This is a genomic window from Methylobacterium aquaticum (assembly GCF_016804325.1).
In the GTDB taxonomy this organism is placed as follows: Bacteria; Pseudomonadota; Alphaproteobacteria; order Rhizobiales; family Beijerinckiaceae; genus Methylobacterium; species Methylobacterium aquaticum_C.
The window spans coordinates 4,609,401-4,627,291 of the sequence record NZ_CP043627.1 but is presented as its reverse complement, the minus strand read 5'-3'; the positions used below and the strand labels follow the sequence as shown (position 1 = coordinate 4,627,291).

Annotated in this window: 13 protein-coding genes and 1 other RNA gene; 4 read left to right on the top strand and 10 right to left on the bottom strand. The window is 70.9% G+C overall.

From position 1 onward, the window contains the following. Nucleotides 1–278 precede the first annotated feature (278 nt). Nucleotides 279–2,642, bottom strand: coding sequence for an ATP-dependent helicase (locus F1D61_RS21075; RefSeq protein WP_203153869.1), 2,364 nt, complete (start codon nt 2,640–2,642; stop codon nt 279–281). A gap of 134 nt (nt 2,643–2,776) precedes the next feature. Here F1D61_RS21075 and F1D61_RS21070 point away from each other — a divergent pair, with 134 nt between their 5' ends. After that, complete coding sequence (locus F1D61_RS21070; protein ID WP_203153867.1) at nt 2,777–3,028, top strand: hypothetical protein; 252 nt, start codon at nt 2,777–2,779, stop codon at nt 3,026–3,028. A 10-nt stretch (nt 3,029–3,038) separates the two neighbouring features. Here the strand turns inward: F1D61_RS21070 and F1D61_RS21065 are convergent, their stop codons facing one another. Continuing rightward, nucleotides 3,039–3,614 (bottom strand): thioesterase family protein, encoded by a 576-nt coding sequence (locus tag F1D61_RS21065; protein WP_203153865.1) that lies wholly within the window; start codon nt 3,612–3,614, stop codon nt 3,039–3,041. 247 nt (nt 3,615–3,861) lie between these two features. Here F1D61_RS21065 and F1D61_RS21060 point away from each other — a divergent pair, with 247 nt between their 5' ends. Then, complete coding sequence (locus F1D61_RS21060) at nt 3,862–5,280, top strand: FAD-binding oxidoreductase (RefSeq protein ID WP_203153864.1); 1,419 nt, start codon at nt 3,862–3,864, stop codon at nt 5,278–5,280. Between the two features lie 306 nt (nt 5,281–5,586). On the opposite strand, the gene mraY is transcribed toward F1D61_RS21060, so the two are convergent. The 7 genes from mraY to rnpB form a co-directional block, all read right to left on the bottom strand. Further along, nucleotides 5,587–6,672: a phospho-N-acetylmuramoyl-pentapeptide-transferase gene (gene mraY, locus F1D61_RS21055; RefSeq protein ID WP_203153862.1), complete on the bottom strand. Its 1,086-nt coding sequence runs from the start codon at nt 6,670–6,672 to the stop codon at nt 5,587–5,589. Nucleotides 6,673–6,754: 82 nt separating this feature from the next. Further along, complete coding sequence (locus F1D61_RS21050) at nt 6,755–8,215, bottom strand: UDP-N-acetylmuramoylalanyl-D-glutamyl-2,6-diaminopimelate--D-alanyl-D-alanine ligase (RefSeq protein WP_203153860.1); 1,461 nt, start codon at nt 8,213–8,215, stop codon at nt 6,755–6,757. Next, nucleotides 8,212–9,669: a UDP-N-acetylmuramoyl-L-alanyl-D-glutamate--2,6-diaminopimelate ligase gene (locus F1D61_RS21045; protein ID WP_203153858.1), complete on the bottom strand. Its 1,458-nt coding sequence runs from the start codon at nt 9,667–9,669 to the stop codon at nt 8,212–8,214. The genes F1D61_RS21050 and F1D61_RS21045 overlap by 4 nt, the downstream gene beginning before the upstream one ends. Beyond that, a complete protein-coding gene (locus F1D61_RS21040; RefSeq protein WP_432443159.1) occupies nt 9,666–11,507 on the bottom strand; it encodes a peptidoglycan D,D-transpeptidase FtsI family protein in 1,842 nt (613 codons plus the stop codon). Before F1D61_RS21040 ends, F1D61_RS21045 begins: the two co-directional genes overlap by 4 nt. 5 nt (nt 11,508–11,512) lie before the next feature. Next, a complete protein-coding gene (ftsL, locus tag F1D61_RS21035) occupies nt 11,513–11,962 on the bottom strand; it encodes a cell division protein FtsL (RefSeq protein WP_203153856.1) in 450 nt (149 codons plus the stop codon). Continuing rightward, on the bottom strand, nt 11,959–13,020 hold the full coding sequence (gene rsmH, locus F1D61_RS21030; protein ID WP_203153854.1) for a 16S rRNA (cytosine(1402)-N(4))-methyltransferase RsmH: 1,062 nt from the start codon (nt 13,018–13,020) through the stop codon (nt 11,959–11,961). Before rsmH ends, ftsL begins: the two co-directional genes overlap by 4 nt. 427 nt (nt 13,021–13,447) lie before the next feature. Beyond that, an RNA gene (gene rnpB, locus F1D61_RS21025) (RNase P RNA component class A) lies at nt 13,448–13,884 on the bottom strand. A gap of 148 nt (nt 13,885–14,032) precedes the next feature. Between rnpB and F1D61_RS21020 the strand changes: the two genes are divergently transcribed. Beyond that, complete coding sequence (locus tag F1D61_RS21020; protein WP_165083051.1) at nt 14,033–14,203, top strand: hypothetical protein; 171 nt, start codon at nt 14,033–14,035, stop codon at nt 14,201–14,203. A 262-nt stretch (nt 14,204–14,465) separates the two neighbouring features. Here the strand turns inward: F1D61_RS21020 and gloA are convergent, their stop codons facing one another. Continuing rightward, nucleotides 14,466–14,906, bottom strand: a complete 441-nt coding sequence (gene gloA, locus F1D61_RS21015) for a lactoylglutathione lyase (RefSeq protein ID WP_203153852.1) — start codon at nt 14,904–14,906, stop codon at nt 14,466–14,468. A gap of 218 nt (nt 14,907–15,124) precedes the next feature. Here gloA and pepN point away from each other — a divergent pair, with 218 nt between their 5' ends. Then, nucleotides 15,125–17,782 carry an aminopeptidase N gene (pepN, locus tag F1D61_RS21010; RefSeq protein ID WP_203153850.1) on the top strand — a complete coding sequence of 886 codons (2,658 nt, stop codon included), beginning with the start codon at nt 15,125–15,127 and terminating at the stop codon, nt 17,780–17,782. The last annotated feature ends 109 nt before the right edge of the window (nt 17,783–17,891 follow it).

Here is a 17,891-nt window from a genome sequence, read left to right as displayed (position 1 = left end):
TCCGGTCGGGGTTGACGCAGGCGGTGGACAAGTCCGCCTGTTTCGACCGACAGGGTAAGCAGCCGATGATGAACGAGCAATTGTCGCGCCGCACCATGCCCATGCGAAATCGGCGCGTGCGGCACCGCACGATCGGCTGTGATGAAAACCACACACAGGTGGAGGGGGGATAGCCCGACGGCGTCACGGCGATACCGGTGCGGACCTGCTGGCTGGACGAGGTCGCCACCTGATCGCCGCTCCCGGTCTGGCGCGGGCGGCGCCTGCGCGGGACGGCTTCAGCCCGAGCCCGGCTGGACGAAGCTGTCGAGGACCATTTTTCGGCCGGCCTTGTCGAAGTCAACGGTGAGCTTGTTGCCGTCGACGGCCGCCACCGAGCCGGGTCCGAATTTGGTGTGGAAGATGCGCGCCCCCACCTCGTAGGCCGACGGCGTGCCGGTGGACTTCGCCACCAGCGTGCCCTCGATCTGCTGCGGGCCGCGCCGGCCGGGCGAGGAACCGCGCCCTCCCCCGCCAAACCCGCCCTGGCCGTAGCGATCCTGCCCGGCGGTCTGCGCCTGCGCCCGCTGCCAGCCCGGGGTGGAATAGGACGAGCCGAAGGCCGGCGCCTGCCGGTCGAAGCGCGACGGGCCTTGCGAAAAGCTCGCCGGCGCCTCGAGCACCGCGACGCTGGCCTCGGGCAACTCGTCGATGAAGCGGCTCGGCACGGTCGAGGACCACAGGCCGTGGATGCGGCGGTTGACCGCGAACGAGATCTTGGCCCGCTTGCGCGCCCGGGTGAGACCGACATGGGCCAGCCGCCGTTCCTCCTCCAGGCCGGCCCGCCCGCTCTCGTCGAGGGCGCGCTGGTTCGGCATCAGGCCGTTCTCCCAGCCGGGCAGGAACACGGTGTCGAATTCCAGGCCCTTCGCCGCATGCAGCGTCATCAGGCTGACCCGGTCGCCGCCCTCGGCCTCGTTGACGTCCATGACGAGGGAGACGTGCTCGAGGAAGCTCGCGAGGTCCGGGAACTCCTCCATCGAGCGCACCAGCTCCTTCAGGTTCTCCAGGCGGCCGGTGGCGTCGGCGGTGCGCTCCTTCTGCCACATCTCGGTATAGCCGGATTCCTCCAGGATCGTCTGCGCCACCTCCGTGTGCGGCTGGTCCTCCAGGAGCTTGGCCCAGCGGGAAAAGCTCTGGCACAGGGCGCGCACGGTCGAGCGGGGCTTGGGCTTCAGCTCCTCGGTCTCGCTCATCATGCGGGCCGCCTGGAGCAGCGGCACCTTGGCGCGGCGGGCGAGCCCGTGCAGGGCCTGGAGCGTCGCGTCGCCGAGGCCGCGCTTCGGCGTATTGAAGATGCGCTCGAAGGCGAGGTCGTCGGAGCCGTTGGCGACGATGCGCAAATAGGCCAGCGCGTCGCGGATCTCGGCCCGCTCGTAGAAGCGCGGGCCGCCGACGACGCGGTAGGGCAGGCCGAGCTGGACGAAGCGGTCCTCGATCTCGCGCATCTGGGCCGAGATGCGGACCAGCACGGCGATCTCGGACAGCTTGTGGCCCTTGGCCTGGAGGCTCTCGATCTCCTCGCAGACGAGGCGGGCCTCCTCCTCCGAATCCCAGGCGCCGGTGACCGTGACCTTCTCGCCCTCCGGGCTGTCGGTGCGCAGGGTCTTGCCGAGCCGGCCCTCGTTATGGGCGATCAGCACCGAGGCGGCGGCCAGGATGTGGCCGGTCGAGCGGTAGTTGTTCTCCAGCCGCACCACCAGGGCGCCGGGAAAGTCGTGCTCGAAGCGCAGGATGTTGTCGACCTCGGCGCCGCGCCAGCCGTAGATCGACTGGTCGTCGTCGCCGACGCAGGCGACGTTGCGATGCCCTTGGGCGAGCAGGCGCAGCCAGAGATACTGGGCGACGTTGGTGTCCTGGTACTCGTCGACCAGGATGTAGCGGAAGCGCTGCTGGTAATTGGTCAGCACGTCCGGGTTCTCGCGCCACAGCTTCAGGCAGAGCAGCAGCAGGTCGCCGAAATCGACGGCGTTGAGCGACTTCAGCCGCTCCTGGTAGGCGGCATAGAGCCCGCCGCCCTTGCCGAAGCCGAAGGCCGAGGCCTCGCCGGCCGGCACCTGCTCGGGCGACAGGCCGCGATTCTTCCAGCCGTCGATCGTGCCGGCGAGGCTGCGGGCCGGCCAGCGCTTCTCGTCGAGATCGGCGGCGGCGATCACCTGCTTCAAGAGCCGCAGCTGGTCGTCGGTGCCGAGAATCGTGAAGTCGGAGCTCAGGCCCACCAGCTCGGCGTGGCGGCGCAGGATCTTGGTGCCGATGGCGTGGAAGGTGCCGAGCCACGGCATCCCCTCGCCGGCCGGGCCGATCAGCGTGCCGATCCGCTCCTTCATCTCCCGGGCGGCCTTGTTGGTGAAGGTCACCGCCAGGATGTCGAAGGGCCGGGCGCGCCCGGTCGAGATCAGGTGCGCGATGCGGGTGGTGAGCACCCGGGTCTTGCCGGTGCCGGCGCCGGCCAGCACCAGGACCGGCCCGTCCGTCGCCTCGACGGCGCGGCGCTGCTCGGGGTTGAGCCCCGTGAGGTAGGAGACGTCCTGCGGCACCACCGCGGCGCGGGCGCGGGCGGAGATCGAGGTCGGGGCGGTCCCGGCGGACAGTTCGCGAGTCATGCCCGCATCACTGGACCAAAACGCGAACGGCGTCGAGGGTGGCGGGCGCATGCCTGTGGGGGAGGCATCGGAACCTTGCCAAGCGAGCGGCGTCGTTCTCCATGGACAGCCCTTCGCCCGAGGAAAGGACCCCGATGCGCGCACACACCCTTCTGATGCTGGCCCTTGCCGCCGCGCCGCTCCCGGCGCTGGCGCAGAACCAGGCGCCCACCAACCGCGCCCAGCAGAGGGTCGAGGGAATCAACCGCTCGATCGAGTCGCAGGCCGAATCGCGCAGCTTCCAGCAGCAGAACCGGTTCGAGACCAACCAGATCCAGGGCCAGATCCAGCGCCAGCAGAGCATCGCGCCGCCGCCCCCGGCGCCGATCATCCTGCCGCACCGCTGACAACGCAGGCTCAGTGCCTGACCCGGGCTCCGGCGGTCGCGAAGGCCATGGTGTCCGGCCGGGCAGTGTGGCCCTCGCGGCCGCGGGCCGGGATGCCGATCACCCGGCCGAGATCGTCGGGCCGCGGCAACCTCGCATGCGAGCCGAGCATGACCGAGAGGTTGGCCTGGATGTCCTCGGGGAACGGCGCGACGCGCCGGGTCGCGGGATCGACGTGGAGCGACAGGTTCTCGGAACTGGCGGCGACCCAGCCCTCGGTGGCGTGGCGGATCTCGGAATAGAAGTGGATCCGCTTCTCGTCGAAACCGATGAGTTGCAAAGTCACCCGCACCGGGTCGTCGAGCACCAGTTCGCGGCGGTAGCGCACATGGACCTCGGCGGCGAAGGTCGTGCCGCGCCCGGAATCCATGTAGTCGGGCCCGAGGCCGACGACGCCGAACGCCTCGTCCACCGCCCGGTCGAACAGGACATGGTAATAGGCCATGTTCAGGTGGCCGTTATAGTCGATCCAGCCCGGCTCGATCGCCATCGTCGACGACACGAACGGCGCGAAGAAGAAGACCGAAGCGGGGCGGTCGTCAGCCATTGTGGGGCTCCCGATCAGGCGCATGCGGGATGACAAGGGCGCCCTGGCACGTACCACGCTTGAGGAGGGGATGCACCCCCGAATGGGTTGCACCTTGGGGCAAGGTGGCGGCCATCCAGCGCACTTCTCCGTGACCGGGCCGCCGGATATGCCGGCTGGGAAGCGGCTGCTAGAACACCGGCAAAAGGCCGGCGGATCCGTCTGGACAGCCGCACCCTCCGCCGAAAGAACCGTCCGGGAGATCCGCATGAACGCCCAGAGCCCCAGCCCGTCGCGCCAGCGCCCGGCGCCCGAGACCGTGGACGCGGTGATCCGCGAATTGACGGCGCAGTTCGGCAACCGTGTCGTCACCTCGCAGGCGGTCCGGGAGCAGCATGCCAGCACCCTGACCTGGGTCGCCAATCAGCCGCCGGACGCGGTGGTCTATGCCGAGAGCACCGAGGACGTGCAGGCGATCGTGCGGGTCTGCGCCGCGCACAAGATGCCGGTCGTCGCCTTCGGGACGGGTACCTCGCTCGAGGGCCACGTCAACGCTCCGTTCGGCGGCATCTCGATCGACATGAACGGGATGAACAAGGTGCTGGCGGTCCATGCCGAGGATCTGGATTGCGTCGTCCAGCCCGGCGTGACCCGCAAGGGGGTGAACGAGCACCTGCGCGACCAGGGCCTGTTCTTCCCGATCGATCCCGGCGCCGACGCCTCGCTGGGCGGCATGGCGGCGACCCGGGCCTCGGGCACCAACGCGGTGCGCTACGGCACGATGAAGGACAACGTGCTGTCGCTGACCGCCGTGATGCCGAACGGCGACATCGTCCGCACCAGCCCGCGGGCGCGCAAGACCTCGGCCGGCTACGACCTGACCCGGCTGATGGTCGGCTCGGAGGGCACCTTCGGCATCATCACCGAGCTCACCCTCAAGCTCGCCGGCATCCCAGAGGCGATCTCCGCCGGCGTCTGCCCGTTCCCGAGCATCAAGGCGGCCTGCGACGCCGTCATCGTGACGATCCAGTCCGGCCTGCCGGTGGCGCGGATCGAGCTCCTGGACGAGGTCCAGGTCGCGGCCTGCAACGCCTATTCGAAGCTCACCCTGCCGGAGATGCCGCTCCTCCTGGTCGAGTTCCACGGCACAGATGCCAGCGTGCGCGAGCAGGCCGAGCGCTTCGGCGAGATCGCCGCGGAATTCGAGGGCGGGCCCTACGAATGGGCGACGAAGCCCGAGGACCGCACCCGCCTCTGGCAGGCCCGCCACGACGTCTACTGGGCGGCGGTCGGCATGCGCCCGGGCGCCAAGGTCATCGCCACCGACGTCTGCGTGCCGATCTCGCGGCTGGCGGAGTGCGTCGAAGAGACCAAGCGCGACATCATCGCGAGCGGCATCACCGCACCGATCGCCGGCCATGTCGGCGACGGCAACTTCCACACCTCGCCCCTCGTGATGATGGATGATCCCGACGAGATCGCCCGGGTCACCGGCTTCATCGAACGCCTGGTCGCCCGCGCCGTCGCCATGGAGGGCACCTGCACCGGCGAGCACGGCATCGGCCAGAAGAAGATGCGCTTCATGGAACTGGAGCACGGGCCGGAGGCGCTGAACCTGATGCGCACGCTCAAGCGCGCGATCGACCCGGACAACATCATGAATCCGGGGAAGGTGGTGGTGGTGTAGGACCGCCACGGGATGGCCGGCACTGCCGATCGGGGCGGTGCCGGCCATCCCTGCATTCACGGGGAATGTTTGGTGCAAGAACAGGCGCCGGTTTCCCCTCCCCCCTCTGCGGGGGAGGGTGGCGAGCGAAGCGAGCCGGGAGAGGGGACGCCGCTTCCGGATAGGTCGCGACCGCGATGAAGGGCGCATCCTGGATCGACGTCGCGCTGCCCCTCTCCCGCCCCACTCCGTGGGGCACCCTCCCCCGCAGAGGGGGGAGGGTGACACCCGAGCCTCTTTCGTTCGCGAACCGGCCGGTCCTGGCCCCTATCGCAGCTTCAGCGTCGCCAGGCCGAGCAGCGCCAGCACCACCGCGATGATCCAGAACCGGATCACCACCTGCGGCTCCTTCCAGCCCTTCTGCTCGAAATGGTGGTGGATCGGCGCCATGCGGAAGACGCGCTTGCCGGTGAGCTTGAACGAGGCGACCTGGATGATGACCGACAGGATCTCCAGCACGAACAGGCCGCCGACGATGCCGAGCACGATCTCGTGCTTGGTCGCCACCGCCACGGTGCCGAGCAGGCCGCCGAGCGCCAGCGACCCGGTATCGCCCATGAAGATCTGGGCCGGCGGCGCGTTGAACCACAGGAAGCCGAGTCCCGCCCCGATGAGCGCCCCGCAGACCACCGCCAGTTCGCCGGTGCCCGGGACGTAGTTTACCTGGAGATACGAGGCGTAGATCACGTTGCCGACGAGGTAGGCGATGATCCCGAAGGTGGCGGCGGCGATCATCACCGGCACGATGGCGAGCCCGTCGAGGCCGTCGGTGATGTTGACCGCGTTGCCCGCACCCACGATCACGAAGCCCGCGAAGGCGACGTAGAACAGGCCGAGATTGATGATCGCGTCCTTGAAGACCGGAAAGGCGAGCCGGTAGGACAGGCCCGGCGCCGAGTATTCCGCCACCGCGACGCAGGCCGCCACCGCGATCAGGGCTTCCAGCCCGAGGCGGAACTTGCCGGAGAAGCCCTTGTGGCTCTGCTTCGTGACCTTGAGATAATCGTCGTAGAAGCCGATGGCGCCGAAGCCCAGCGTCACCATCATGACGATCCAGACGTAATGGTTGCGCGGGTTGGCCCAGAGGATCACCGCCACCATCACGCCGGCCAGGATCATCAGCCCGCCCATGGTCGGCGTGCCGCGCTTGGTCAGGAGATGCGATTGCGGGCCGTCCTCGCGGATCGGCTGGCCCTTGCCCTGGCGCAGGCGCAGGAGCGAGATGATCCAGGGCCCGAACCAGAACACGAAGAAGCCCGCCGTGAACAGCGCGCCGCCGGTCCGGAAGGTGATGTAGCGAAAGACGTTGAGCGGCGAGAACACGCCGCTCAGGTCGGAGAGGAGGTAGAGCATCCCGGATTCATCCGATCGTGGGCGCGCGGCAGCCCCGGGGCCTGAACCCGCGCCGCCGCGTCAGAAGTCCTTTGGGGGTCGCTCAGCCGGATCGGCCGACGGCGAGATCCTGGTCCGCGGCCCCGCCGTAGCGGGCTTTGAGCGCCTCGACAATCCGGCCCATGCGGGTGCTGTTCGAACCCTTGACCATCACGGCGTCGCCGGGGCGCAGAGCCTCGAGCACCGGATCGACGAGCTCGGCCGAACCCGGCCGGGCGCCGGCGCGGCGCGAGGCCGGCAGCGCCTCAAACAGCTCCTGCATCAGCGGGCCGGCGGTGAAGACGAGGTCGATGCCGTGCTCCTCGACCGCATCCGCCAGTTCGCGGTGCAGGCGGGGCGCGTCCGCACCCAGTTCCATCATGTCGCCGAGGACCGCGATGCGCCGGCCCGCGGTCTCGACGCCGGCGAGCGTGCTGAGCGCGGCCCGCACCGAGGCCGGATTGGCGTTGTAGCTCTCGTCGACGAGGAGCGCTTCGCCGCCCGCGACCTGGAGGACGTGGCGGGCGCCGCGCCCGACTGGCGGGCGGAGTTGCGCGAGCGACAGGGCCGCGAGCGCGAGATCGGCGCCGAGCGCCTGCACGGCGGCGATGACCGCGAGCGAGTTCAGCGCCGTGTGCCGGCCCGGGGTGCCGAGCTGGTAGGTGACGGGGAGCCCCATCGCCCGCACGTCGACGATCGACAGGTCGGGCCGCATCACGATCCGCTCGGCCCGCACGTCGGCCTCGCGGTGCTCGCCGAAGCTCACCACCCGGCCGGCGCGGGAGGCCAGCGCGTGGGCCTTCAGCCGCTCGAAATTCGGGTTGTCGCGGTTGATGATCGCGACGCCGCCGGGCTCCAGGCCATAGAAAATTTCGCCCTTGGCGTCGGCGATGCCCGACAGCGAGCGGAAATGCTCGATATGGACCGGCTCGACCGTGGTGACGATCGCGATCTCGGGCCGCACCAGCCGGGTCAGCGGCGCGATCTCGCCGGCATGGTTCATGCCGATTTCGAACACCCCGAACGCGCTCGCGGCCGGCATCCGGCTGAGCGTCAGGGGCACGCCCCAATGGTTGTTGTAGGAGGCGACGGAGGCGTGGGTGGTGCCTTGCGCGGCGAGAACGTGGCGCAGGGCCTCCTTGGTGCCGGTCTTGCCGACCGAGCCGGTGACGGCGAGGATCCGTGCGCCGGTGCGGGCGCGCGACGCGACGGCCAGACCCCGCATGGCGGCCAGCACCCCGTCCTCGTCACGGGCGGGTACGGCGATCAGCGGGCCGGCCTCGGAGAGGTCGGCGGCGCGCTCCTCGGCCACCACGGCGGCGCCGGCACCGCGGGCGAGCGCGTCGCGCACGAAGTCGTGGCCGTCGCGGGCCTCGCCGCGAATCGCAAAGAACAGGTCCCCGACCTTCAGGGTGCGGGTGTCGATCGAGATGCCTACGAGCGCGCGCGACGCGGAGGCGTCCGCGACCACGCGGCCGCCCATGGCGGCGGCGGCCTCGTCCAGGGTCCAGAGGGGCTCGGTCATGCGCGGGTCTCCTCGATCGCGCTGAGGACCGCGTCGCGGTCGGAGAAGGGCAGCGTCCGGTCGCCGATGATCTGGCCCGTTTCATGACCTTTGCCGGCTACCAGCAGCACGTCGCCGGCCCGCAGGTCACGGATCGCCGTCCGGATCGCCTCGGCCCGGTCGCCGATCTCCTCCGCACCCGGCGCCGCCGCCAGGATCGCGGCGCGGATCGTCGCCGGGTCCTCGCTGCGGGGATTGTCGTCGGTGACGATGACCCGGTCGGCCTTCTCGATCGCGATCCGGCCCATCAGCGGGCGCTTGGCCCGGTCGCGGTCGCCGCCGCAGCCGACGATGCAGACGAGGCGCCCGGCGGTGAAGGCGCGCAGCGCGTCGAGGACGTTGGCGAGCGCGTCGGGCTTGTGGGCGTAGTCGACGATGCAGAGCGCGTCGCGGACCGTGCCGACCCGCTCTAGCCGCCCCGGCACCCCGGCGAGGTGGCCGAGAGCCGCGATCACCTCCGCCTCGCGCCCGGCGCCCGCGGGGGTCGCGAGAACGAGGCCGGCGGCGAGCAGCGCGTTCTCGACCTGGAACGTCCCGACGAGGGGCAGATCGACGGTGTGGGTCGCGAGGCCGATCGCGATCTCCAGGCGCTGCGCGAACCCTTCCGTGTGGGCGGAGACGAGGCGGATCCCCTCCCCGGCCCGGCCGGTGGTGACGAGCTTGACGCCGCGATCCCGCACGGCGGCGATCACCGCCCCGCTCTGCGGCCCGTCGGCATTGACCACCGCCGTGCCGCCGTCGGGCAGGAGCGTCGTGAACAGCCGGAGCTTCGCCTGGAGGTAGGCCTCCGGCGTGCCGTGATAGTCGAGATGGTCGTGGCCGAGATTGGTGAAGCCGGCGGCCGTCAGGCGCACCCCGTCGAGGCGGCTCTGCTCGATCCCGTGCGAGGAGGCCTCCATCGCCAGTTCGGTGATGCCGTCATGGGCGAGCCGGTCGAGGGTCCGGTGCAGCGTGATCGGGTCGGGGGTGGTGAGCGAGCCGTAGGCGGCCCCAGACGTGGTGATGACCCCGAGCGTCCCGAGGCTCGCCGCCTCCCGGCCGAGGCGGCCGAAGATCTGGCGCACGAAATCCGCCACCGAGCTCTTGCCGCTGGTACCGGTGACCGCCACCACGGTCTCCGGCTGGCCCAGATGCAGCCGGGCGGCCGCCTGCGACAGGGCGCGGCGCGCATCCGGCACCGCGAGATAGGCGACCGAGGCGGGCAGGTCGGCCGGGCGCCCGCCCTCCGCCACCATCGCGGCCGCGCCGGCCGCGGCGGCCTCGGCGGCGAAGAGCCGGCCGTCGGCGGCGGTGCCGGGCACCGCCAGGAAGACGAAGCCGGGCTCGACCTTGCGGCTGTCGGCGGTGAGGCCGGTGACGGGGAGACCGGCAGCTTGGCCGGCCTGCGCGAACAGGTCGCCGAGGGTGGGGCTCATTTTCCGTCCAGCATGTTCACGTGGTAGGCGCCGAGCTTGACCATCAGCGGGAACGGCTTCGCCGGCGGCTCGAATTGCGGCGGCAGGCCGAGGATCGGCGCGACCCGGGCGATCGTCCGGCCGGTGACGACGCCCGAATTGTAGGCGGCGGTGGCGTAGGGGCCGGATTCCGCCGCGACGGGCTGCGGCTCGTCCATGACCGTGACGAACAGGTATTTCGGCTTGTCCATCGGCGCGGCGGCCATGAAGGTGGTGAACAGCCGGTTCTTGACGTAGCGGCCGCGGATCACCTTCTCGGCGGTGCCGGTCTTGCCGCCGACGTAGTAATAGGGAATCGCCGCCTTCTTGGCCGAGCCCTCGGTGGCGTTGAGGCGCATGATGTAGCGCATCGCCTCGCTGGTCTGGGGCGAGAGCACCTGCGTCGCCTTCTCGCGCGCCTCGGCCTCGGTCCGCTTGAGGAAGGTCGGCGTCATCAGGAAGCCGCCATTGGCGATCGCCGCCACGGCGGCGGAAGCCTGGAGCGGCGCCACCGCGAGGCCGTGGCCGAACGCGATGGTGATGGTGTTGATCTCGGTCCAGCGCGGCGGGATGATCGGCTCGGCGCTCTCCGGCAATTCGGTGCGCAGGCGATCGAGCAGGCCCATCTTCTTCAGGAAGGCCTTGTGGCCGGGCACGCCGATGCCGAGCGCCATCTTGGCCGAGCCGATGTTCGACGAGTGGGTGAACACCTCCGGCATCGTGATGACCCGGTTGGTGCCGTGATACTCGTGGATCTTCTGCCGGCCCCAATGGAGCACGCCGCCGCGGGTGTCGAAGGTCGAGTTGACGGTGAATTTTCCGGAATCGAGCGCCATGGCGAGCGTCATCGCCTTGAAGGTCGAGCCCATCTCGTAGACGCCGACGTTCATCCGGTTGATCCGGTCCGGATCGAGGGCGTCCTTCGGCTCGTTCGGGTCGAAATCGGGCAGGGAGGCGAGCGCGATCACTTCGCCGGTGGTCACGTCGAGGATCAGCCCCGCCGCCGCCTTGGCGCGGTAATGCTCCATGCCCCAGGCGAGCTCGTCGCGCACCGCGTGCTGGGCGCGCAGGTCGATCGAGAGCTGGACCGGCGCCATGTCCGCCGACTTCGCGACGAAGCCGAGGCTGTTGAGGTCGCGCAGGCCCTGGCGGTCGATGTACTTCTCCATGCCGGCGATGCCGACATTGTCGAGGTTGGTCACGCCGAGGATGTGGGCGGCGGCCGTCCCGTTCGGGTAGACCCGCTTGTGGTCGGACAGGAAGCCTATCCCTGGGATGCCGAGGCGATGCACCTCGGCCTGCTGGCGCGGCGTGATCTCGCGCTTGACCCAGACGAAGCCCTTCTTCGACGACAGTTTTTCGCGAAGGTCGCGGGCGTTGATGTCCGGCAGGACGGCGGTGAGGAGTTCCACCGCCTCGTCCTTGTCGTAGATGTTCTTCGGCTCGGCGAAGACCGAGACGGTGCGGATGTCGGTGGCCAGGATCTCGCCGTTGCGGTCGACGATGTCGGGCCGCACCTGCGTGGTGCCGCCGGCCTCGGCCCGGCGGGCCTGGGCCGTGCCCGGATCGTCCGGCATCATGGCGAAGCTGGCCAGCCGCCCGATCAGCGCGAGGAACACCGTGCCGAAGACGAGGCCGACGAGGCCGACGCGGGCGGCGCTGCGCTCCACCGACAGGCGGAACATCGCCGCCACGCCGCCGCGGAGCAGATCCGCGAGGCTGCGCCGGGGCGCGGCGGGCTCCCGCGCCGGATCGACCTCGGGGCCTTGCGGGGCGTGAGCCTGCGGGTCGTGAGCCTGGAAGTCCTGATCCTGGGTCACGGCGCCTACCTCTTGGCCGTCGGGGTGACGGTGCGGGTGGGAGTGGAGGTGGAGCCGGTGGTGCGCGGCTCGTCGCTGCGGGCAGCGGTGGTGGAGGGCGCGCGCTCCTTGGCGGCGGGCGTCGCCGTGGCGCCGAGGCCCAAAGCCTCGAGCTTGCGGGCGATCTCGTCGCCGCGATCGGCCTTGGCCGGCAGGTCGGCGAGCCGCCCGAGATGGGCGGTGCCGATCGGCTCGAGGTCGAGATACTTGGTGACCGCCCCCTGGAGCCGGTCGGGCCGGGTGAGCAGCTGCCACTCGGCGCGCAGGACCGCGATCGCGTCGCGCTCCTTGCGCAGGCGGGTCTTCAGCTTGGCGACCTGCTCGGCCTGGTAGAGCGTGTCGTACTTGATCGAGTAGGCGTAGATGGCCGAGGCGATCAGCCCGGCGATCGCCGCGAGGTGCAGGAGGCGGATCACCGGCGCCCTCCCCGGGTCTGGGTCTCGGGCAGGGAGGCCAGGGCTTCGAGGGCCGTCAGCGGCGGGGGCGCCGGCGCGTCGGTGCGCTCGCCGGCCCGGAGCTTGGCCGAGCGCGAGCGGGGATTGGCCCTGCACTCGGCCTCGCCGGCGGCGACCGGGCCCTTGGTGGCGAGGGTGAAGCTGCGCGGCGTCGGCTGCGAGGCCATCGGCAGGTGGCGCGAGGCCGCGACCGCCCGGCCGCTGCGGGCCGAGAAGAACTGCTTCACGATGCGGTCCTCCAGCGAGTGGAAGGTGACCACCGCGAGCCGCCCGCCCGGCCGCAGGATCCGCTCGGCGGCGTGCAGCGCCCGCTGCAGCTCGCCGAGCTCGTCGTTCACCGCGATGCGCAGGGCCTGGAAGGTCCGGGTCGCCGGATGGATGCCGCTGCCGGGCTCAGCCCGCACCACCCCGGCGACGATATCGGCGAGCGCCGCCGTGGTCTCGATGCGGCCGCGCCGGCGGGCCTCGATCAAGGCGCGGGCGACGGCGCGGGCCCGGCGCTCCTCGCCGTAATGATAGATCACGTCGGCGAGCGCCGCCTCGGAGGCGTCGTTGACGAGGTCGGCCGCGCTCTCGCCCGCCCGCTCCATCCGCATGTCGAGGGGACCGTCGAACCGGAACGAGAAGCCGCGCTCGGCCTGGTCGAGCTGCATCGACGAGACGCCGATATCGAGCACGACGCCGTCGGCCTCCGCGAAGCCGTGGTCGCGCGCGATCGCGTCGAGGTCGCCGAAGCGGCCCTGGACCAGGGTCAGGCGCCCGCCTTCCGCCTCGACCAGGGCCTGGCCGGCGGCGATGGCGGTGGGGTCGCGGTCGATGGCGAGCACGCGGGTCCGCGGATCGGCCGCCAGGATCGCCTTGGTGTAGCCGCCGGCGCCGAAGGTGCCGTCGATCACCGAGGCCGGGCTGTCGGAGACGCGCAGGGCGCCCAGGACCTCGGCGAGCAGGACCGGGATGTGGGGAGCGGCCTCGGTCACGACCGGCGCTCCGCCGCGGCGGCGACCGACGGAAAAGCCCATCCCGCGCGCCGGGCGCGCCCTGAGGCGTGACGAATCATGGTGCTCCGCTGTCCGCACGAGCCGGGCCGAGGCCGGCCGGGATCGGCGCCAGGGCGCCGCTTTGCCCAGGCGAGGCACCGCCGCGCGACCACCATGCCCGCTGTCGCGGGGTGAGGCCGCCGATGCTGGAATCGCCGTGGACGGGGTGGCTCGGGGTATCATGGGCCTCTGGGGTCGTCAACGCGAGGACACACGCGGCGGGCAGCACCCGCTCCGACCGCATCAGAGACCAGCAAGGTTAACGAAGGCTTGTGACGGCGGCGCGCCGCACCGGAAAGTCGAGATCCGCCCGGCTGATTGCCGGCGGGCGCCGGTTCTACCTCGGCGATGCCTCGCCCCGGCTGGATTTCAGCTGGGGCGGCCCCGGGAGGGACTTTTTTTCGAATTGGGTATCAGCCGGCCTATAAGCCGGGTTCTGTATGGCCCGGTGGATCCGCGAGGATCCCCCGGACGTGGCGGCCATTCCTCTGGGACGGCCGTTGCCGGCCGCCTCGAGCAACCAACCCGGGCGACGGGCCTGAAGAAGGCCGTGCGCGAAGCCTCGCGCGTGCCGCCCCTATTCGGTTTTGCTCCCGGTGGGGTTTGCCGTGCCGTCCGCGTTGCCGCGTCCGCGGTGCGCTCTTACCGCACCCTTTCACCCTTACCGCGGCGAATCCCGAAGGACCCGCGATGCGGCGGTCTGCTCTCTGTGGCACTGTCCCTGGGGTCGCCCCCGCCGGACGTTATCCGGCACCGTCTCTTCATGGAGCCCGGACTTTCCTCCCCGGATCCCGCTGGGGCAGGCGAACCTGCCGACGGGACCGGAGCGGCCGCCCGGCCGGCTGATGGCGCCGATGTGCGATGCGGGAGCGCCCGCGTCAAGGCGGGGCGGACCCGCGAGGCGCGCACGGGGCGGGTTGCCGCGCCGTCGGGACTCCCTACCTGCCGGTCTCAAGGCCGCCCCGATGCGGCCGCGAGAACGGAGGCGACCCTGATGAGCGAGAACATCGAGGCGGGCTGGACGCTCGAGACCGTGCAGCAGCTCAAGGCCATGGCGCAGGAGGGCGTCTCGCCCTCGGTGATGAGCCTGAAGCTCAAGCGCCCGGTGACGGCGATCCACGCCAAGCTGGCCGAACTCGGCATCACCCCCGCCGCCGGGGCCTGAGACCCGGCGCGATCCAACCGATGGATCCCACACCCTCCGCGTCATCCCGGGGCCGCGAAAGCGGAGCCCGGGATCCAGATCCGCAGGTGCTGACGAATCGAACGGCACGCTGTCCGCTCGATCCTGAACCATCAGAGGGTCTGGATTCCGGGCTCCGCTCGCGCGGCCCCGGAATGACCCGGCGGGTGTTGGTGTCGTCTTCGTCCTATGTCGACGGGTCCCTGGTCGCGGGACGGACCGCGTGCGACCCGCCCGCCGGCCCCTACCAGCTGCCGGTATTCTGCATCGAGGCCCAGGGCTCCTGCGGCGGCTTGGCCCCACCCTTCTGCAGGATCTCGATCGAGATGCCGTCGGGCGAGCGCACGAAGGCCATGTGGCCGTCCCGCGGCGGGCGGTTGATGGTGACGCCGGCATCCTGGAGCTTCTGGCAGGTCGCGTAGATGTCGTCGACCTGATAGGCGAGATGGCCGAAGTTGCGCCCGCCGGTATACTCCTCCGGATCCCAGTTGTAGGTCAGTTCGAGCAGCGGCGACTTGCTCTCCTTGGCCCGCGCGGCATCGCCCGGGGCGGCGAGGAAGACCAGGGTGAAGCGGCCCTTCTCGCTCTCGGTGCGGCGCACCTCCTGGAGGCCGAACTTGTTGCAGTAGAAGTCGAGCGCCTTGTCCAGATCGGCGACGCGGACCATCGTGTGCAGGTATTCCATGGCGCTTCCCATTCCTTCCGTGTCGGGACGCCCGTTCCGGGCGCCGGATCCGGCGTCGTAGCTAGGGCGGCCGGCCGCCGGTGGGGAGGGCCGGAAGGACGTGCGGGAAGGCGGACGGGCCGGGATCTCCGCATCGATCCCGCGTTGCGCTGCGGCCGGTGCCGGTGCAAAGGCTCGTGTCTTCCCCCGCGCCCCGCGAGACCGCCGAGGACCCCGCCATGCAGCCGATCACGCGCCTCGCCGATTACCGTCCGAGCGACTACCTGATCGACCGCGTCGACCTCGACCTGCGCCTGCACCCGACCGAGACCCGGGTCACCGCAACCCTCGCGCTGCGGCCGAACCCCGCCGGCGAGCCGGGCGCGCCTCTCGTTCTCGACGGCGACGAACTGACCTTGCTCGCCATCGCGCTCGACGGGCAGCCGACCGGCCCCGGCGCCATCGACGTAACGCCCCGCTCGCTGACCCTGCACCAGCCGCCGCAGCGGCCCTTCGTGCTCGAGATCGCGACGCAGGTGAACCCGAGCGCCAACACCAAGCTGATGGGGCTCTACCGCTCGAACGGCGTCTACTGCACCCAGTGCGAGGCGGACGGCTTCCGGCGCATCACCTATTTCCTCGACCGGCCGGACGTGATGGCGGTCTACACCACCCGGATCGAGGGCGAGCGGGCCGACACCCCGGTGCTGCTCGGCAACGGCAACCCGGTCGAGCAGGGCGAGGTCGGCCTGACCCGCCATTACGCGGTCTGGCACGACCCCCATCCGAAGCCCGCCTACCTCTTCGCCCTCGTCGGCGGCCGTCTCGGCCGGGTGGCGTCGCGCTTCACCACCATGGAGGGGCGCGAGGTCGAGATCGCCGTCTACGTCGAGCCCGGCAAGGAGGACCGCGCCGACTTCGCCCTCGACGCGGTCGCCCGCTCGATGCTCTGGGACGAGCGCACCTTCGGCCGCGCCTACGACCTCGACGTCTTCAACGTCGTCGCCGTCTCCGACTTCAACATGGGGGCGATGGAGAACAAGGGCCTCAACATCTTCAACGACAAGTACGTGCTGGCGAGCCCCGATACCGCGACCGACGCGGACTACGCCAACATCGAGGCCATCATCGCCCACGAGTACTTCCACAACTGGTCCGGCAACCGGGTGACCTGCCGCGACTGGTTCCAGCTTTGCCTCAAGGAGGGCCTGACGGTCTTTCGCGATCAGGAATTCTCGTCCGACGAGCGCTCGCGCCCGGTCCACCGCATCGCCGAGGTGAGGACGCTGCGCGCCCGCCAGTTCCCGGAGGATGCCGGACCGCTCGCCCACCCGGTGCGGCCGCAGGCCTATCGCGAGATCAACAACTTCTACACCGCGACGGTCTACGAGAAGGGCGCCGAGATCGTCCGGATGCTGCGCACCCTGCTCGGCCCCGAGACCTTCCGGCGCGGCATGGACCGGTACTTTGCCACCTGCGACGGCACCGCCGCCACGGTGGAGGATTTCCTGGCCGCCTTCGCCGCCGAGAGCGGTCGCGACCTCGCGGCGTTTTCCCGCTGGTACGAGCAGGCCGGCACCCCGACCGTCGCGGTGTCGGGCACCTACGACCCGGCCGCCCGGACCTATACCCTCGCCTTCCGCCAGAGCCTGCCGGTCGTCGCCACCGAGGCGACGGCCGGCTCCGCGCCGCAGCCCCTGGTGATCCCGGTCGTGCTCGGCCTCGTCGCCCGCGAGGGCGGGCCGGTCGCGGCGACGAGCGAGCGGGTGCGGGACGGCGTGTTCGTGCTCGAGACGGCGGAGGATACGCTGGTCTTCCACGAGGTCGCGGCGGCGCCGGTGCCGTCGCTGTTTCGCGGCTTCTCGGCGCCGGTGAAGGTCGAGCACGCGCTCACCCGCGACGAGCGCCTGACCCTGCTCGCCCATGACGGCGACGCCTTCAACCGCTGGCAGGCGGCCCAGAGCCTCGCCATGGAGGTGCTGGTCGATCGCGCAACAGCCGACGCGCCGCTCGAAGCCGAGGCCGGGCCGGAGGCTGCGGGCCTGAGCTCGGCCCTCGCGACCTTCCTCGACGGCGAGGCCCTGGCCGACCCCGCCTTCGCCGCCCTGGTCCTGACCCTGCCGGGTGAGCAGGAGGTGGCGCAGACGCTGCGATCCGAGGTCGATCCCGACGCGATCTGGCGCGCGCGCCAGAGCCTGCGGATGCAGCTCGGCCGCGACCTCGGCCCCCGGCTCCTGTCCTTGCGCGAGGCGCTGGCCGCGCCGGCGGGCGCTCCCTTCAGCCCCGACGCCGCCAGCGCCGGGCGCCGCGCGCTGCGCAACGCCGCCCTCGACCTCGTCGCGGCGGCCGATCCGCAGGCCGGCACCGCCCTGGCGCTGGCCCAGCTCGAGACGGCGGCGACCATGACCGACCGGCTGGCGGCGCTCGCCACCCTGAGCCTGGTGCCGGGCGAGGCCCGGGAGGCGGCGCTCGCGCGCTTTGCCGACACCTATCGCCACGAGCCCCTGGTGCTCGACAAGTGGTTCGCCCTCCAGGCGATGATTCCGGAGGACGGGACGCTGGAGCGGGTCCGCGGGCTGATGCGCCATCCGGCCTTCTCGCTCGGCAACCCGAACCGGGTCCGCTCGCTGGTCGCCAGCTTCAGCCTCAACAATCCGACGCAGTTCCACCGCCCGGACGGGGCAGGCTACGACCTCACCGCGGAGGTGGTCCTGGCCCTCGACGGAAAAAATCCGCAAGTCGCGGCGCGCCTGCTAACTGCCTTCAATACTTGGCGTATGGTCGAGGGCGGGCGCCGCCGGCGGGCCGAATCCGCCCTGCGGCGGGTCGTCGAGACCCCCGGCCTCTCCCCCGACGTCAGCGACATCGCCGGGCGGTCGCTCGCCGCCGCGAAATAATGCATAACCCCTTGCAGACATGAGAAAAATCGCGCCGGAGCCGGATTCCTCGCGCGATCCGATCACTGGTTAACACTTCATTTCCAAGGCGCGAGGCGCTGGACAAAAT

Bases quoted from the DNA above. Each gene is read 5' to 3' on its own strand.
- pepN (WP_203153850.1), top strand. From the start codon at position 15,125: ATGCAGCCGATCACGCGCCTCGCCGATTACCGTCCGAGCGACTACCTG.
- F1D61_RS21045 (WP_203153858.1), bottom strand. From the start codon at position 9,669: ATGAGCCCCACCCTCGGCGACCTGTTCGCGCAGGCCGGCCAAGCTGCC.
- F1D61_RS21060 (WP_203153864.1), top strand. From the start codon at position 3,862: ATGAACGCCCAGAGCCCCAGCCCGTCGCGCCAGCGCCCGGCGCCCGAG.
- mraY (WP_203153862.1), bottom strand. From the start codon at position 6,672: ATGCTCTACCTCCTCTCCGACCTGAGCGGCGTGTTCTCGCCGCTCAAC.
- F1D61_RS21020 (WP_165083051.1), top strand. From the start codon at position 14,033: ATGAGCGAGAACATCGAGGCGGGCTGGACGCTCGAGACCGTGCAGCAG.
- F1D61_RS21065 (WP_203153865.1), bottom strand. From the start codon at position 3,614: ATGGCTGACGACCGCCCCGCTTCGGTCTTCTTCTTCGCGCCGTTCGTG.
- F1D61_RS21050 (WP_203153860.1), bottom strand. From the start codon at position 8,215: ATGACCGAGCCCCTCTGGACCCTGGACGAGGCCGCCGCCGCCATGGGC.
- F1D61_RS21070 (WP_203153867.1), top strand. From the start codon at position 2,777: ATGCGCGCACACACCCTTCTGATGCTGGCCCTTGCCGCCGCGCCGCTC.
- F1D61_RS21075 (WP_203153869.1), bottom strand. From the start codon at position 2,642: ATGACTCGCGAACTGTCCGCCGGGACCGCCCCGACCTCGATCTCCGCC.
- rsmH (WP_203153854.1), bottom strand. From the start codon at position 13,020: ATGGGCTTTTCCGTCGGTCGCCGCCGCGGCGGAGCGCCGGTCGTGACC.
- gloA (WP_203153852.1), bottom strand. From the start codon at position 14,906: ATGGAATACCTGCACACGATGGTCCGCGTCGCCGATCTGGACAAGGCG.